We start from the raw sequence: 15,040 nt of genomic DNA, 5'->3' as shown, positions 1-15,040 counted from the left end.
CGGTCCGGGACGCGGTCGCGCTTCATCTCGTCAAGGCGTCAGCGTCGCGTACAGGTGAAACCGGGTGACGCTCTGCGGCCGTACCCCCGGCATGGTTTGGACTTTGTCCCACAACGGACCGTTCGAGATCCCGCGACCGGTCGCCGTGAGGGCCTGACGGTGCGCCTCCGCGCTCTCCCACTCGGCGTAGTTCAGCACCCGCGTGCCGTCCGTGCTGATGTGGAAGAACGCGCCGAGGCCACCCGGAGGCAGATCCTCGTCGTGCGCCAGCGCGTCGAAGACCGCGTCCACCCACGTCCGGGACAGATCGGCGCTGTCCGTGTCGACGCGCACGACGACGAACGCGCCGGGAACGCCGCCCTTCCGCGAACCGCGATACAGCCGGTATTCCGCATGGTCGCGGCGCGCGACGCCGGGCACATCCGGGACCGCCGGCTCGCCGGTCCACTGTGCATAGTCCCGGACGAGGTCGCCGTCGGCATCGAGGTAGATCGAGTACGAGAGCAGGCCTTCCGGCCACGGCTGCGCCCGCCACGCGTCCACGACGGCCGCGGCCGCCGCCTCCCGGTCGGCCGCCGCCTCCTGGCCGGCCGCCGCCTCCTGGCCGGTCGCCGCCCATTCACCGGAGACGACAAACCGGGCATCGTCTCGCGCCGGGTCCGGAATCCGGTCACTGATCTGCATCGTCACGCTCCCATCGGGTACGGGCGCAGCACGCGGGCGTCCCTCAAGGTGTTCCCCCACCAGGCCAGCCCGTCGAGCATGCGCTCCGCCGCGGTGGTGCTGCCCGGGTCCACGGGACGCCCGTCCGCCCCGAAGCACTGACGGGCGCCGTGGAAGCTGACGGTGTCCCGCACGGTCACGGCGTGCAGTTCGGCGAAGACCGGGCGCAGGTGCTCGACGGCGCGCAGGCCGCCGGACATCCCGCCGTACGAGACGAACCCGACGGGCTTGGCCCGCCACTCGCCGAAGTGACCGTCGATCAGCGCCTTCAGCGGCGCGGGATAGCTGTGGTTGTACTCGGGCGTGACGACGACGAACCCGTCGGCGAGCCCGAGCGCTTCCGTGACGGTCCCGCCGGCCGTCTTGCCGGCCTGGCCGCTCCCAGCCTGGCCACTGCCGGCCTGGCCGCACCCAGCCTGGCCACTCCCAGCCTGGCCACTCCCAGCCTGGCCACTCCCAGCCTGGCCACTCCCGGCCTGGCCACTCCCAGCCTGGCCACTCCCAGCCTGGCCACTGCCGGCCTGGCCACTCCCAGCCTGGCCACTGCCGGCCTGGGCACTCCCAGCCTGGGCACTCCCAGCCTGGTGGTCATCGGTCTTGTGGCTGTCGGGTGGATTGGTGTCGGCGGGGTCGATGAGGTCGGCTTTCAGGTCGGGTCGCCGGCCGATCAGGTCGGCGATCCAGGCGGCGACGGTCGGCCCGAACCGGCCCTCCCGGGTGCTGCCGACGATGACGGCGAGGCGAAGCGGCGTGGTGTCCATGCCCGCCGACGCTAGAACCCCAACTAATGTTGAGGTCAAGCGGCGAAGGGATGCGGGGGATGGAGCTCACGGTCGGCCAGCTCGCGGCCCGCAGCGGGGTGTCGGTGTCGGCCCTGCACTTCTTCGAACGCCAAGGCCTGATCACCAGCACCCGTACCGCCGGCAACCAGCGCCGCTACCGGCGCGACGCGCTGCGCCGGGTGGCGTTCATCCGCATCGCCCAGCGGGTCGGCATCCCGCTCAAGGACGTGGCGGCGGTCCTCGCGGTGCTGCCGGACAACCGCACCCCGACGCGGGGGGACTGGGCCCGGGTGTCGCAGTGCTGGCAGGCCGAGATCGACCGGCGGATGCGTCACCTGCAGCAGTTGCGCGACGACTTCACCAGCTGCGTGGGCTGCGGCTGCATGTCGATCGACCGCTGCCCGCTGATCAATCCCGGCGACGAATTGGGCCGACTGGGTGCGGGTCCCCGCCGCTTGATCGGCGACTGACACCATTCGGGCGAACCGGACACGGTGGTTGTGCGCCGCCGTCCTCGACGTGGCCGCGCACGGCTGTGACACTTCGGACATACCACAGTGAACAAGCCCGAAAGGCCACCCGTTTCATGCGTCGCAAGCCGTCCCTGTTCCTGACCCTGCTCACCACCGCGACCGCCCTCGTCGCCACCGCGGGAACGGCCCAGGCCGCACCGGCAGCTCCGGCTGCACCGGCCGCCCAGACCGCCGTCAAGATGACCTTCAACGCGACGCCCGAGCCCGCGCTCAAGGGCTCGACCGTGACACTGACCGGCCGCGTCTGGCTCGGCGCGACCGGCAACCGCGGCAAGGTGAGCTTCTACTTCCGCAAGGCCGGCACCGCGTCGACCGCCTTCACGTACCGCGGCTACGCGAACACCAACGACGCAGGCAACTTCACCCGCCGCTACGTCGCCGACACCACGGGAACCTGGAAGGCGGTCTTCGCCGGCACCGCGGCCCGCAAGAACGCCGCCCGTCTCGACGCCGTCCAGGTCGTGCAGCGCCGGTCCAAGCAGATCGCCGACTGGTCCGAGCCCTCGAACCAGTGGACCAGCCCGACGATCAAGGTACCGACCGTCGACTACAAGGCCATCGTGTCCTGGGACTGCACCGGCTCCGACTTCCCGTACGTGATCATGACGTGGGAGGGCAAGACGGACGGCTACGAGTACGTGACGACGTCCGACAAGGAGACCGGCACGCTGACGCTCAACGGCCACGAGGGCGGCCGGAGCGGTTTCTTCGGCGTGGCTACCGGTTCCAGCTGCACGTGGCGGCTGCGGGTCTTCTCCGGCATCGTCAACATCCAGGTCTGAGTTCGCCGGGCGGCCGGTCGGCCCGGAAACGTCCGGGCCGACCGGCCCACGCACTGGCGCCGCAGGACCGAGCGACGCATGCCCGGCCTGAGCTCAACCGGCTCGACCAGAGCCCGACCGGCCCGGCCTGAGCCCAACCGGCCCGACCAGAGCCCAATCGGCCGGCCCGGCCCGGCCCGGCCCGGCCCGGGGCAGCTTCGGCGCCGGCTTACGGGAGTAGGACGATCTTGCCCAGGTGGTCGCTCGACTCCATGAGGCGGTGGGCGTCCGCGGCGTCGCGCATGGGGAGCGTGCGGTCGATGATGGGCCGGATGGCGCCCGCGTCGACGAGCGGCCACACCTGGTCTCGGACCCCGCGCACGATGCGCGCCTTGTCGGGGACCGGGCGGGCGCGCAGCGTCGTCGCGGCGACCGTGCCGCGCTTGGCCATGAGGGCGCCGAAGTCGAGCTCGCCCTTGCGGCCGCCCTGCATGCCGATCGTGACGATGTGACCGTCCGTGGCGAGGGCGTCGATGTTCCGCGCGAGGTATTTCGCGCCGATGATGTCGAGGATGACGTCGGCGCCGTGGCCCTCGGTGAAGTCGCGGGTCGCCTGGACGAAGTCGCCGATGGTGTAGTCGACGGCAAGATCTGCGCCGAGCGCCAGCAACTGCTCGTGCTTGGCTTCGCGGGCGGTCACGATGACGGTGGCGCCCAGGGCCTTGCCGAGCTGGATCGCGAAGGTGCCGATGCCGCCGCCCCCGCCGTGCACGAGCAGGGTCTGGCCCTTGCGGAGGCGGGCGATGTCCACGACGTTGGACCAGACGGTGCACGCCACCTCGGGCAGCGCCGCCGCCTCCTGCAGCGACATGCCCTGCGGCACCGGGAGCAGCTGGCCGGCCGGCACGGCGACGCGCTCGGCGTAGCCGCCGCCCGCCAGCAGAGCGCAGACCCGCTCACCGACGTGGTGGTCCGTCACGTCGGGCGCGGTCGCGGCGATCACGCCGGAACATTCGAGACCGGGGTACGGCGGGGAGCCGGGCGGCGGCGGGTAGTGGCCTTGCCGCTGGATCACGTCGGCACGGTTGACGGCCGCGGCGGTGACCTCGACGACGACCTCCCCTGGGCCGGGCTCGGGATCCGGGACCTCGGCCCAGACCAGTGCCTCGGGTCCGCCCGGCTTCTCGATCACGATGGCGTGCATGGGATGAAGCTTGCCCGAGGGGTGTGACAGAAAACGGAGGAGGGCTCGCCGGTGGCACCACCGCCACCCGCGAGCCGTCCCGTCGTCGCCGGCCGCCCCTACGCGGGCACGGTCCAGCGCTGGTTCGCGGCGCCCGTACACGACCAGATCTGCAGTTTCGCGCCGTCGGCCGTGTTGTTGTCCTTCACGTCGAGGCATTTACCCGACGCGCTGTTGACGATCGCGCCGTTGGAGATCTGCCACTTCTGGGTCGCGACCGTGCCGATGCAGTCCCAGAGGTGCACGGTGCCGCCGTCAGTCGTGGCGTTGTTGGCCACGTCGAGGCACTTGCCGAGGCCGCGAACGGTGCCGTCGGTGCCGATCGTCCACGTCTGGTTGGTGGAGCCGGCGAAGCACGTCCACATCTGCGGCAGGTTGCCGTTCGCGGTGGAGCCGTCGGTGACGTCGAGGCACTTGCCGCCCAGGCCGGTGATCGCGCCGGTCCGGCCGGACGGCGTACCGGTGCCGCTCTGGCTGCCGGTCCAGGTGAAGGTCGCCGAGGTACGGGTGGGCAGGCTGTAGACGAACGACTGGCTGCCCCAGTTCACCTTGACGGTCTGCGTGCTGCCGCTGGTGTTGTACGCGATGAGCGCCTTCGACCCGTCCGGGTTCTTCCACGCGACGTTCTTGACGGTGCTGTTCGCGGTGGAGTCGATGCGTACGGCGCCCGGTTTCACGAACTTGGTGAGGTGGCCCATCGTGTAGTACTCGACGGTGTAATCGACCTGCCCGCTGCGGCCGTCCCCGTTGTGCACCGTGATCAGGCCGGTGCAGGTGCCGCAGCCGCCGTTGTGCGGCCCCATGTTCTGGTCGACCGCGAGGCTCCATTTGGTCCACGACCGCGCCCAGTTACGGGTGTAGTCGATGAGGTTGTTCATGTCCTCGGCGTGCTGGTTCGTGACCCAGGTGCCGCCCGAGTGCTCGGTGAAGTACTGATTCATGGACGGGTACTGCGCCCGTACCGATGAAGCCTTGCTCGGATCGCCGCCGTAACCGTGCCAGGCGACGCCGCCGAAATTGGGGTGGTTGCGGATCGCCGCGTCGTTGACCAGGGGCGCGGCCCACGTGTCGTAATCGCTGTAGTTCCAGTCGTGTACCAGCAGTTTCGTGCTCAGACCGGCCCCTTGCAGGGCCGGAAGCAGGTCGTTCTTGGCGAACGACTGCAGGCCGGAAACCGGCCACTGCATGGACGGATATCCGGCGCAGCATCCGGGCTCGTTCTGCTCCGTGACGTAATTGACGTGTACGCCCTGAGCCTCGTACCCCTGCAGGTATTTGACGAAGTACTGCGCGTACGTCTTGTAGTACTCGGCCTTCAGGTACCCCTGGTTGTAGGAGTTGTTGTCCTTCATCCAGTACGGCGCGGACCACGGCGAGGCGAAGAGCGCGAGCTGGGGATTGAGCCCGCGCGCCTGCTTCGTCAGGGCCATCACGTCGGTGTCGCGGCTCAGCGAGAAATCGTTGAGATCGCAACACGTCTCGTCGTACGAGTAACTGGACCGCGCCAGATCCGACGACCCGATGACATTGCGGACGGCGCTGACCCCGATGCCGCCGGAAGGGCTGAACAGCTTGGTCATGACATCGTTGCGAGTGGCCGCGGACAGCGCGCCGCTGCCGTTCATGAGCCACGCCGCGGTGTCCGTGAACGACGCGCCGCCGCCCTCGAACTGCTGGTACGTCGTGTTCTCGTTGACCGTGATGGTCTGGTTGGCGCCCCCGGTGCTCGACGCGAACGAGATCGGGGTCTGCTGCTGAAGGCCGCGCGTGACCGTACGCCCACCGCCGTCGCTGGTGGTGGTGAGGTAGATCTGGACGGGCTCGTTCGCGGCGAACGCCGACGGTGCGAGCGCCACGGCGGCGCCGGCGCTGAGCAGCGCGGCACTCACCGCGCCCGCGAGGACGGCTCTCTTTCCGACAGTGCGCATGGTGGGGACTCCCTTGACCGCAGGTGGGGGCCTGGCCGGGATGGGTAAGGCAGCGAACGATAAACATCCCCGTCTATGGCATGTCAACCGTCCCCGAGCTGGCCAATCACGGTGTTTCAGCAGCTCAGCCACATGTTAAGAGGCTTAAAATAAGTTTCACTTAAGCGGTTCGGCGGCCCATAACAGAATCCGGGCACATTCCAGCCGTTCGGCCACCCGATCCATCCGGCCCGCTCGATCTTCCTTACGCCTTCCTTAGCAGCGTTGAGCTGCGGTTTTACGGAGGCGCAGACTGCTGACACATGTCACCGTCCCCCAGAACAGGGGCCCGGTCAGCGCGGGGGCGCGCCGGCCGGGCCCCGCCGTCTGCGCCGCCCCAGCCGGTCCCCCCTGCGCCGGGCCGGATCCCATGCCCTTGCCGCCGCGCGAGCCCTCATCCCCGTGCGGAACGACGGCCGGCCGCGACGGCAGCCCGGCGCACCGGTGTCCGTTCCGCGGCTCGTGAGCCGATCTGGCAGACTGAATACCGCCGCGCTCGGGAGGGCTCGCCTAGTGGCCGATGGCGCCGGTCTTGAAAACCAGCAAGGCGTTCCGCGTCCCTCCGGCCCGTTGATCGACTGACACCGCGCTTTACCTGCGCTTTTGCGCTCCGCGCGGCACCCGGCGGCGTTGTATCAGGGTCATCTGAAGCGGTGCAGGTGTCCAGCTATCAACGGCTGAAAACGGGCCTTCACGAGTGTCCGTGTCGTATACGTGTCGGCAAGTTCGGGTCCAGCCTCGCGCTTGAGCCCTTGCGTTCATCACCGTCTGTTACGGACGGCTGCTCGGGTCTCATCGGCATAGTCGGACCGGCCGAGCGGCTCTGCGCGGCCGCGATCAACATCATGCTGGCTAGCATCGTCGTCATGGAGTCGAAGGACCAGCAGATTCGGCATGTAGTTGAGGGGGTCGCCCTGGGCGTGCTGGCACAGGGGGTTGACGCCGTCTCCAGCAGCAAGATGGATCTGGAGTTCGCCTTCAACCACGCGTGGCGACGCTGGTCGCGGGCGGCGGAGTTCCCGAGCATTGGGCGTGCGCCCGATCCTGGGAATCTGTTCTGGATCGGGGTCGGCAAGGCCGAAGGAAGACAGGTCGTCCGGGCTGCGTGGCAACGGGCCCAGTGGACTGAGCCCTACATCACCCTTGAGGGCTGGACGGTCGATGAGTGCCTTGACCTGCACGCCGACGAGCGAGCGTCTGTTGAGGACTGGAAGGAGCTCGGCCGGCTGTTCGTGTCGTGGTTCAAGGGCGAGCAGCTCCGGAGGGCGGGCTGAGCAAGGCCGGGTGGAGGCCGGGCCGGGTCGATTGAAATCCGATCGGGCCTGCGTGCCTCCACCCTCGGCGCGTATGGCTGGCCCTGCTACTCGCTGTCGGGCTTGTTGGTCTGAGGATCATTCTCAGGTGGTTCCTCGTCCGGCGGTTGGGTGGCTCCCTCGATGCGTCGGCGGGCCACTTCGTCCTGGCCCACGAGGCACTTGGCGTAGACCCGGAGTAGGACTTCGACGCTGTGGCCTGCCCATTCGGCCACTTGGGTGGCGGGAACGCCGGCGTTGAGCCAGGTCGACACGCAGGCGTGTCGCAGGCTGTAGGGGACGTCGAGCAGCGGTGAGGCTGCTTCGGATGGTGTGAGTGCCGCTTCGCGGGCGGTGTGGAAGGTTTCGAGGTAGACCCATTCGGCGAGGAGCCCGCCGCGGGGGCCGAGGAAGATCAGTTCATCGGGTCCGATCTTGAACTCGTCGATATGAGTGCGCAGGACGCTCACCAGCTCGGGGTGGATGGGGAACGGCCGGGTGTCGCCTTGGGCCCGGTGTTTGAGCTGTCGCTCTTCCCGGGACCGGCCTTCGTTGGTCCATCGCCGCCCGCCGCGAGGGTTTGACCGGGTGAGCAGTCCCTCGCCCCACCCTTTGCTCGGGAGACTCAGCAGGTTGCTCCGCTTGAGGTGAAGGGCTTCAGACGGGCGCAGACCCGCCCAGTACATGAGTGCGAAGAACGCGACAAGCCGTGGCCCTTGCCGGCCCGTCTTACCGACCTCCTCGAGGAATCGCCGGGCCTGGGTTGGGTTGACGACCGTGCGCCGGTCTACGACGGTGGTGGACTTCGGTGCGGACCACTTCACTCGTTTGAGCGGGTTCGCCGGCAGTATGCCCAGCTCGACGGCGTAGTCCAGGCAGGCGTGCAGGACGGCTCGCCGGCGAGCCACGGTATTCGCTGCTGCCTGCTTACCCGTGTCGACTCGCACGGCGATGCGGTTGAGCGCAGCCCGGACGAGCGCTGAACCCTGTGTGTGATCGTCGAAGTCCGTCATCGCCACGGTGTTGTGGCTGATCCATTCGACGGCCGCGGCCAGCGGTTCGGGCGGCGGCCCGGCGGCACGGGCCGCCGTGTTGAAGGCGTAGTGCTCCAGGGCCTGGCGAAGCAGCTTCGCATCAGGGGCGTCGCGGGTGCTGGTCGTGAGGGCCGTGGTCGCTCGCGACAGGCTCTCGGCGATCGACGAGCGAGACTTCGGGGCGATGTCGGGCCACTTCATGTCGACGAACGCAACCGCGTGCTCGTACCAGGACTTCGAGGCGGCCTTGCGAGCAAGCGGCTCCGGAAGGCCGGACTCGACGTCGAAGGGAATCCCGCGACGTTGGTAACCGAGCAGTTCGTTGCGCCAGGCGTCGGCAAGGGTCCAGGTGGCGAAGGTGAGGCGGTGCGGTTCGGTGTCGACGACCCACCGTGCGGTGTAGGTCTTCGAGGGCTTCCCCGGCTTGCCATTCTTGCCGATCTTGGGCTTGTTGACGTTCTCGAGGATTCCCTGGATCCGTACCTTGAGGCTCAGCTTGAGCTCGCGCCCGGGAACACCGGTTCTCGATGCTCGTCGGGGGCTCATGCGGCTTCCTTCATGCCGTCGATCCAGGCGTCGAGGTCGCTGCGCAGGACGCGGATCTGTCCGTTGGGCAGTTTGATGCAGCGGGGCGCCTGATGCGTCTGACGCCAGTGGTAGAAGGTCGATCGCTCGATATTCAGTTCTTCGCAGACCTGGGGGACCGTCAGTTTGTCGGTGGGTGCGGGGTTCCGATCAGCAGGCGTAGCAGCCATGATGATGGGCGCTCCTCAGCGTTGTGTTGGACGAGGGGAGTGCGGCCCTGGCGGTAGCTGCCAGGCGTGTGCCAGGGCCGGTCAAGCGGTACCGGGCGGGTGCCGGACGGATGACGCCGTCCGGCACCCGCTCGGCTTCAGAACAGGCTCGCGATGGGCGGCTCGGCGAGTTCGGGAACCTCGGTGCCGGTGTGCTCGGTCCACCAGTCGGCGAACATGCGTCGGTGGCACCATCCGTCGGGCTTCGACAGGTCGTCGAAGCACAGGAGCACCAGGCGCGGATCGGGCACCTGGTCGGCGATGGCCTGGAGTTCGTCGCGGACGGCGTCGACACCGCGGGCGTCGAGCATCTGCCGGTACAGGCCGCGGTAGGTTGCCTCGTCGTTGATCGACACCATCGCCCAGGTCGGGCTGATGAGACGCGCGTGGCCCGCCAGCTCGTACCCCAGGGTGAATCTCGGGTACCCCGCGGTGGTCCGTACGGGTGTCCCCATGTCGGGTCGGAACCGCTGGTAGCGGCAGGTGAACAGGTGCACGGTCACGTCGTCTCTCGCAGCAGTGGTCGGGGAAGGTGCTCGACGATCAGCGCCGAACCAGCGGTGCCCGCCCCGTCGGCTGAACCGCTGCCTCGTGCGAGCCGGTCCAACGTCGCCCGCACGCCGGAGTGCAGGTCACGCATCCCTTGGACGTATTGCAGATGCGTGTCGAGGGTGCCCGCCGCGTCGAGGCCTGCGGCGGCCCGTCGGCGTGCCGGCACGAGCAGGTACTGATCCATCTCGGCGATGTACTCCTCGGCCCGGTCACAGGCCAGCTGGAAGCCGCGGGTCAGGAGGCGGTGGGCGAGACCGTCGACGACGGCATCGACGAGCCGCCCGATCACCACCCGGTTGAGCGGCAGACCTTCTTGTGCCGCGGCGCGGCTGGCCGCGGCGATGGCCATGCGGCGCAACTCGGCGGCGTCGGCGGCCGGAAGAGGGGCCAGGAGCATGGGTCCGGTGCTCATGGCCTATCGACCCGCTTGTACGCGGCGGTCGAGGGGCAGTTGGTGGTTGGGCTGATCGCCGGTCGCAGTGGCGCGAGCCGGCTCGCGGTGGGTGGTGCAGTGTGCATGGCGGTTTCCGTTTCCTGGTCAGGTGGCGCGGTTGCGCCGCTCTTAAGGCAGGGGGACCGGCCAGGGTGATGGCGGTCCAGCCATCACCCACGATCAACGACCATACACGGTAGCACTGCGGCCGTATATATCGGTCCGACAGTGCCACCGTGCGGTCATCGCGTTTGGCGGTCAGGCGGAGGCGAAGGCGAGATCGGCTTCGGAGCGCTCGCCGGCCTCTTCCTCGGCGGCGCTGTCGTGGCCGGAGCCGTCGGTCGAGGCGGTGTCCGGCTGGCCCTCGCTGCCGGCGACGGCGACAGCGGCGGGGTCGATGTCGATGGTGACCGCCGCGGCGATCGCGGCGGCCTTGCGCAACACCGTCACTGTCTTGCCCGCGGCGGCCTGCAGGTGGCTGATGCGCTCCTGGTAGGCCGCGATTCCCCCGTCGGCACCGGCCAGGACCTGCGCCAGCTCCGCCGGGTCGGTACCGGCGAGTTCGGTCAGGATCTCGCCGGCCACGGCCAGCCGCTCGATCTTCGTGATGACCCGGCGGCGGGCGGCGGCGACCTCTTCCTGCTTCTCCTCGCTGTGCTGCGACTCGTCGAGGGTGAAGAAGGAACCCTGAGCCTGCACGTGACGGCACGCCTTGGCGAACTCCTCGGCGTCCCGGGGGCTCTTGAAGTCACCGCGGGCCCACTTGACCAAGAATCGCTGCTGCGTGTCGGCGTCCAGCTTGCACACGTACCAGGCCGCGTTGATGGGCAGGTGACCCTTCTCGACCAGGTCCTTGGCGTCCGGGTTGAGGTTGAGCAGGTCAATGCGCCACTGCACGTACGGTTCGGTCTTGCCGTACGCCTCAGCGATCCGGGCGATATCCCAGCCGCGCCGGTGCAGCAGGTCATAGGCCGCCGCCTCTTCCATCGGTGACATGTCGAGGCGGTTGACGTTCTCGGCGATCTGAAGCTCGAAGGCGCGGTCGTCGTCGATGTCGAACACCTGCGCGTTCAGCTTCTCGATGCCGGCCTGCTGAGCGGCTCGCCACCGCCGCTCGCCGACCACGATCGTGTAGCGCCGGCTCGTCTTGTCGTAGCGCACGGCGATCGCCTGCAGCTGCCCGTTGGCCTTCAGCGACGCGGCCAGCTCGTCGAGTTCCTCCTGCTTGAACTCCTTACGCGGCTGCTCCGGGTCGCGGTCGATGCGGGCGACCTCGATCTGCTTGAAGTTCGGCTTGGCGGTCATTTCGTCCTCCCACAATGATCAGCAAAGTCTTTGCTGTATAGATTCATTGTAGTAAGCGGTGATCTTGGCGTCAATAAAAGATATACAGATGCCTACCGGGTTGCGAGGTTGAGCGACGCTCAGGCGTGCGGCTTGCGCCTGCCGCGCGGAGCTTTGACGAACAGCTCCGCGGCACGTTTCACGACGCGTTCGTCGATCTTGGCATCGGGCAGCTTCCCGGACGTGATCTCCTGCTCGATCAGCTGCGCTAGCTTCAGTTTGCGTATGGCCCGGTCCCGGCTCACGCAGGTACGCCCCCGTCCTCTTGGCGTGTAAGTGTGTCCCACAGAGCAACTGCGGCCCCACATACCCCAAGGGAAAGAAGCCTATCAACGATCTTCTACCGGCCGCAGTCCCTATGTCCTCAGGGGACACCCGGACATCGACCTTAGGTGACTCTCGCCTACTTCCAGACGAATTCGAGCCTGTCCGTGTCCAGCGGCACATTCCCGCGCCGGGCGGCCGGCTTCACCTTCACGTGATCAAGGACGAGTGACAGCAGCTCGCGCTGCTGGTCGACGGAGGCATCGACCCACCAGTCGGCCAGAGCTTCCGGCGCCGGCATGCTGAGGAGACGGTCCGCCTGTTTGGCGCGCTCCAGCAGTTGCTTACGCTCGATCTTGCCCTGCTTCTCGATTGCCTGCAGCGTCGTCATGCTCAGCTCTCGGCGGGCGTACTGCTCACCGGCCTCGCGCAGGCGATCGTCGAGGTCCTTGAGGTCCTGCTCGATGCTGAACCCGTCGGTGCCGAACGCGCCGACGGCTCGCCGTAGCCGATCGAGCACCTGTGGGGAGGCCAGCCGGGCAAGAGCTCGTGCGGCGACGATCTCCTCCAGCGCCGGGGCGGCGATGCGGATCCGGCCGCACCCGTAGGAGGGGCTGCCGGATCGGCAGACGTAGCCGCGGGTGCCTTTGGCCGACGGCTGGGTGTACAGGGTCTTGCCGCACGGGTGGGTGCCTTCGTCGTCCTGGACGGGGAACTCACAGCTCAGCAACCCGCCGGACAACAGGTATTTGCGGGTGTTCGTCGCCTGCGGCTGGCCCCGCTCGGGGTCATTGAACAGCGATGTCAGCTTCTTGTGCTGCGCGCGGGTGAGGATCGCCGGCCAGTCGGCCTTGACGAGCTTGCCCTCGCGTTCACGCAGCCCGGCCAGGCGGGGATAGCCCATGAGCCGGGTCATCGAGTGATGCATCCACAAGGCACCGGTGACGGTGGGGACCTTCCGGGCGCGCAGGTCAGCCACGATCGACGTCATCGTCTCTCCGGCCAGGAGCCGGCGCGCGACGTCGAGGATCACCTCCGCCTCAGACGGAATGATCACCATGCCCGACTCGTCGTAGCCGTAGCACCGCAACATGACCTCCAGCCGACAGCCACGTCTCTCTGGACATGGCCGCACCCCTTGCCACCGTTATGCAGCCCGCATGCGTCGCTGAATGATCGGGCGATGCCCAAGCCGGCTTCGTCGTCGCTCCGTTGTTACCTAACGGTGGCGCCGACGTACCGCGACCAGCCCTTATCGACAAGGCCAACCGCAGCGTGTGTGAGATTACTGCCTCACCGACTCTGTATGCAGACCCGTCCGTGTAACGAGATCAACTCACGCAGGCTGGCTATGTATATACGGTAGCAGTGCCTCAGAGCAACCGCTACTGACACTGAAGTGTATGCCTGGCACAGTGCTCGCGGCGGCGACCGCGCCGCTCGCTGCACTAACGCACGGTGATGCGCGCAGCAGCAACGCGACGGCCTCCCGACTCCTCGGTGCACGGTTGCAACCAGACCGCACGAGCTGAAGGCTGTTGCTGTTCGGCAAGGTTTCTGTATCCAGCAAAGGCCGAGCGCTTCGTAGACCACGCCGCGCTCGGCCTTAGCTGCGCCCTCCGCCGGAGCGCTACCGGGCGTCACGGACCACGCCCCCCGGCAGTCGCCGGTCTCCGCCCGGTGTGAGCTACCCATGGGTACGGGCAACACATGAACACATTCAAGCACGGCGGCCGTATAGACGCCATGCGCGGAGTTCTCTTACTTCTGGGCGAATTGCGGGCGGCTCGGCTCCGCAGAGCTCCGCCGGGTACGAGGCACACCTACGCGGCGGAGCTGACCGGCGTCTGTTGACGCCCGGCTCCGGGGTCACCTGCTGCTCTCTGCTTGCCCGTACGCGCAGCGTGCCGGGCCTTCGCCTCGGCGATGCGCTCTCGGCCCCACCGTTCGGAGCGCCCGCACTCGCGGCCCAGACGGGCACCGCTGATCGGCTGGCCGTCGGCTAGCGAACGCTCGAACAACTCGTATGCACGCGCGTACAGCTCAGGCGTCTCTTCCGCCGGTGGGACCGGCAATCCTTGCGGCGGCGCCGTCCATCCGGGCAGCTGCCGCGGTGCCGCCGCCCCCAGCGCGACAGCCGCCTGCATCCCGTCTTGGGAGCTGCCGCCTGTCGCGGCCATCACTTCCGCGAGCTCCGCGCTTTCCTTTGCCAACCTGTGCGCACCTGCCGGCACCGTTACGGCTGCCGGTAACGCCGGTGCCGTCTCCGCTGCCGCGCGGGGTGCCGATGCCGTCTCCGCTGCCGCCCTGGGGGGCGGTGCTGGCGCCGCCGGTGCCGGTGCCGCCGGTGCCGCCGGTGCCGGTGCCGGTGCCGGTGCTGCCGGTGCCGGTGCCGCCGGTGCCGGTGCCGCCGGTGCCGGTGCCGCCGGTGCCGGTGCTGCCGGTGCCGGCGTCAGCGATACCGCCTCCAGTGCTTCCATTGCCGTCGTCGGTGCCGTCCGAGCGGCGGCTGCATCTGCCGGTCCTGCTGCCGGCGCCTCGGCTCCGTCGGTGCCGTCGCGGCCTGAGGGGGTCTCGGCGGCGGTACGCCGCCGCTCAGCGAGGGTGAGTAGCGCCAGCGAAGCCACGAAGATCAGTCCATCGGCGCTGAGCGGCAACGTTGCCGCGGTCAGCTGGTCCTCGCCGTAGGCGAGGGCCAGGCCCTTCATGTGCCGGAAGCTGGCGATGGCGGCCACGGCGGAGACGACGGCGGTGCCCAGATAGCGCAGGGCGGCGAGCCACCACTGGCGCGGAGGCGGTACGCGAAGCACGACCTCGATGGTTAGCAGCAGTGCCAGCGGTGCCCAGCCGGCCACGGTCCTCGCCCCTGGCGAGTCCTCGGCGTGGGCGACGTTCGCCGCGACCGACGCGGTGATTCCGGCAATGAACGCGGTGCCGGCGGAGAGCCACGCGATGCGGCTTGGCGGGAGGTCGACGGGATCCGGGACGGCCGGCTTGGGCTCCGCAGCGCCGGGGGCATCCTCGCCCGCGTCAGCGAGCCCGTGCGGCGCGGGACGGTCATCGACGGACATGGTCGTTCCTGGCGGCGGCGATGATCGCGTCGGCGTCGGCGGCCGGCACGATGAATAGCTGCTCCTGGCGGCAGGCGTTGAGAACGGCGTCGGCCGCATGCGGTGGGCAGGGCCGCAGGTCGCGGCAGTCCGGACAGCCGGTGACAACGGCTGCGGTGATCGCCGCCGTCAACCAGTCTCGTACCGGCTGTGGAGGGTTCTGGGCGGGTTCGGGTCCGGCGCCGAGCTGGCGCAGGGGGATGGTCAC

The 15,040-nt window shown here is 68.7% G+C and carries 15 protein-coding genes and 2 pseudogenes; 3 read left to right on the top strand and 14 right to left on the bottom strand.

Annotation, left to right across the window (positions count from 1 at the left end; translation table 11 throughout):
• Positions 1 to 30: 30 nt before the first annotated feature.
• The 3 genes and pseudogenes from AB0K03_RS14640 to AB0K03_RS14630 all read right to left on the bottom strand — a co-directional run.
• Positions 31 to 684, bottom strand: coding sequence for a hypothetical protein (locus tag AB0K03_RS14640; RefSeq protein ID WP_364684418.1), 654 nt, complete (start codon positions 682 to 684; stop codon positions 31 to 33).
• A gap of 2 nt (positions 685 to 686) precedes the next feature.
• Positions 687 to 1,064 (bottom strand): annotated as a pseudogene (locus AB0K03_RS14635) (NAD(P)H-dependent oxidoreductase); the annotation flags it as partial.
• A 261-nt stretch (positions 1,065 to 1,325) separates the two neighbouring features.
• Positions 1,326 to 1,484, bottom strand: a pseudogene (locus tag AB0K03_RS14630) (NAD(P)H-dependent oxidoreductase); the annotation flags it as partial.
• A gap of 59 nt (positions 1,485 to 1,543) precedes the next feature.
• Here AB0K03_RS14630 and soxR point away from each other — a divergent pair.
• Both soxR and AB0K03_RS14620 read left to right on the top strand, forming a co-directional pair.
• Positions 1,544 to 1,975 carry a redox-sensitive transcriptional activator SoxR gene (gene soxR / locus AB0K03_RS14625; protein WP_364684416.1) on the top strand — a complete coding sequence of 144 codons (432 nt, stop codon included), beginning with the start codon at positions 1,544 to 1,546 and terminating at the stop codon, positions 1,973 to 1,975.
• A 116-nt stretch (positions 1,976 to 2,091) separates the two neighbouring features.
• Positions 2,092 to 2,820: a hypothetical protein gene (locus AB0K03_RS14620; protein WP_364684414.1), complete on the top strand. Its 729-nt coding sequence runs from the start codon at positions 2,092 to 2,094 to the stop codon at positions 2,818 to 2,820.
• Between the two features lie 208 nt (positions 2,821 to 3,028).
• On the opposite strand, the gene AB0K03_RS14615 is transcribed toward AB0K03_RS14620, so the two are convergent.
• Both AB0K03_RS14615 and AB0K03_RS14610 read right to left on the bottom strand, forming a co-directional pair.
• Positions 3,029 to 4,003 (bottom strand): NAD(P)H-quinone oxidoreductase, encoded by a 975-nt coding sequence (locus tag AB0K03_RS14615; protein WP_364684412.1) that lies wholly within the window; start codon positions 4,001 to 4,003, stop codon positions 3,029 to 3,031.
• A 98-nt stretch (positions 4,004 to 4,101) separates the two neighbouring features.
• The gene (locus AB0K03_RS14610; protein ID WP_364684410.1) at positions 4,102 to 5,970 is read right to left on the bottom strand and encodes a ricin-type beta-trefoil lectin domain protein; all 1,869 of its coding nucleotides are present in this window, start codon (positions 5,968 to 5,970) and stop codon (positions 4,102 to 4,104) included.
• 698 nt (positions 5,971 to 6,668) lie between these two features.
• Here AB0K03_RS14610 and AB0K03_RS14605 point away from each other — a divergent pair.
• A complete protein-coding gene (locus AB0K03_RS14605; protein ID WP_364684408.1) occupies positions 6,669 to 7,283 on the top strand; it encodes a hypothetical protein in 615 nt (204 codons plus the stop codon).
• 86 nt (positions 7,284 to 7,369) lie between these two features.
• Here AB0K03_RS14605 and AB0K03_RS14600 read toward each other — a convergent pair whose 3' ends face one another.
• The 9 genes from AB0K03_RS14600 to AB0K03_RS14560 all read right to left on the bottom strand — a co-directional run bounded on the left by AB0K03_RS14600 (position 7,370) and on the right by AB0K03_RS14560 (position 15,040).
• Positions 7,370 to 8,881 carry a tyrosine-type recombinase/integrase gene (locus AB0K03_RS14600; RefSeq protein WP_364684406.1) on the bottom strand — a complete coding sequence of 504 codons (1,512 nt, stop codon included), beginning with the start codon at positions 8,879 to 8,881 and terminating at the stop codon, positions 7,370 to 7,372.
• Entirely contained in the window at positions 8,878 to 9,090 is a 213-nt protein-coding gene (locus AB0K03_RS14595) for a helix-turn-helix domain-containing protein (protein WP_364684404.1), read from the bottom strand. Before AB0K03_RS14595 ends, AB0K03_RS14600 begins: the two co-directional genes overlap by 4 nt.
• A 137-nt stretch (positions 9,091 to 9,227) precedes the next feature.
• Positions 9,228 to 9,632 (bottom strand): hypothetical protein, encoded by a 405-nt coding sequence (locus tag AB0K03_RS14590; RefSeq protein WP_364684402.1) that lies wholly within the window; start codon positions 9,630 to 9,632, stop codon positions 9,228 to 9,230.
• Complete coding sequence (locus tag AB0K03_RS14585; RefSeq protein ID WP_364684400.1) at positions 9,629 to 10,030, bottom strand: hypothetical protein; 402 nt, start codon at positions 10,028 to 10,030, stop codon at positions 9,629 to 9,631. Before AB0K03_RS14585 ends, AB0K03_RS14590 begins: the two co-directional genes overlap by 4 nt.
• A gap of 342 nt (positions 10,031 to 10,372) precedes the next feature.
• Entirely contained in the window at positions 10,373 to 11,419 is a 1,047-nt protein-coding gene (locus AB0K03_RS14580; RefSeq protein ID WP_364684398.1) for a ParB/RepB/Spo0J family partition protein, read from the bottom strand.
• 119 nt (positions 11,420 to 11,538) lie between these two features.
• Entirely contained in the window at positions 11,539 to 11,703 is a 165-nt protein-coding gene (locus tag AB0K03_RS14575) for a hypothetical protein (protein ID WP_364684396.1), read from the bottom strand.
• A gap of 158 nt (positions 11,704 to 11,861) precedes the next feature.
• Positions 11,862 to 12,782 carry a zinc ribbon domain-containing protein gene (locus tag AB0K03_RS14570; protein ID WP_364684394.1) on the bottom strand — a complete coding sequence of 307 codons (921 nt, stop codon included), beginning with the start codon at positions 12,780 to 12,782 and terminating at the stop codon, positions 11,862 to 11,864.
• 763 nt (positions 12,783 to 13,545) lie between these two features.
• On the bottom strand, positions 13,546 to 14,793 hold the full coding sequence (locus tag AB0K03_RS14565; RefSeq protein ID WP_364684392.1) for a DUF2637 domain-containing protein: 1,248 nt from the start codon (positions 14,791 to 14,793) through the stop codon (positions 13,546 to 13,548).
• A complete protein-coding gene (locus AB0K03_RS14560; protein ID WP_364684391.1) occupies positions 14,780 to 15,040 on the bottom strand; it encodes a hypothetical protein in 261 nt (86 codons plus the stop codon). The genes AB0K03_RS14565 and AB0K03_RS14560 overlap by 14 nt, the downstream gene beginning before the upstream one ends.

This window comes from Actinoplanes sp. NPDC049316 (assembly GCF_040677315.1).
Lineage (GTDB): Bacteria > Actinomycetota > Actinomycetes > Mycobacteriales > Micromonosporaceae > Actinoplanes.
The sequence above is the reverse complement of the archived record's forward strand: the minus strand, read 5'-3'. Positions and strand labels throughout refer to the sequence as shown.

Bases quoted from the DNA above. Each gene is read 5' to 3' on its own strand.
- AB0K03_RS14640 (WP_364684418.1), bottom strand. From the start codon at position 684: ATGCAGATCAGTGACCGGATTCCGGACCCGGCGCGAGACGATGCCCGG.
- soxR (WP_364684416.1), top strand. From the start codon at position 1,544: ATGGAGCTCACGGTCGGCCAGCTCGCGGCCCGCAGCGGGGTGTCGGTG.
- AB0K03_RS14620 (WP_364684414.1), top strand. From the start codon at position 2,092: ATGCGTCGCAAGCCGTCCCTGTTCCTGACCCTGCTCACCACCGCGACC.
- AB0K03_RS14615 (WP_364684412.1), bottom strand. From the start codon at position 4,003: ATGCACGCCATCGTGATCGAGAAGCCGGGCGGACCCGAGGCACTGGTC.
- AB0K03_RS14610 (WP_364684410.1), bottom strand. From the start codon at position 5,970: ATGCGCACTGTCGGAAAGAGAGCCGTCCTCGCGGGCGCGGTGAGTGCC.
- AB0K03_RS14600 (WP_364684406.1), bottom strand. From the start codon at position 8,881: ATGAGCCCCCGACGAGCATCGAGAACCGGTGTTCCCGGGCGCGAGCTC.
- AB0K03_RS14595 (WP_364684404.1), bottom strand. From the start codon at position 9,090: ATGGCTGCTACGCCTGCTGATCGGAACCCCGCACCCACCGACAAACTG.
- AB0K03_RS14585 (WP_364684400.1), bottom strand. From the start codon at position 10,030: ATGGCCATCGCCGCGGCCAGCCGCGCCGCGGCACAAGAAGGTCTGCCG.
- AB0K03_RS14580 (WP_364684398.1), bottom strand. From the start codon at position 11,419: ATGACCGCCAAGCCGAACTTCAAGCAGATCGAGGTCGCCCGCATCGAC.
- AB0K03_RS14570 (WP_364684394.1), bottom strand. From the start codon at position 12,782: ATGGTGATCATTCCGTCTGAGGCGGAGGTGATCCTCGACGTCGCGCGC.
- AB0K03_RS14565 (WP_364684392.1), bottom strand. From the start codon at position 14,793: ATGTCCGTCGATGACCGTCCCGCGCCGCACGGGCTCGCTGACGCGGGC.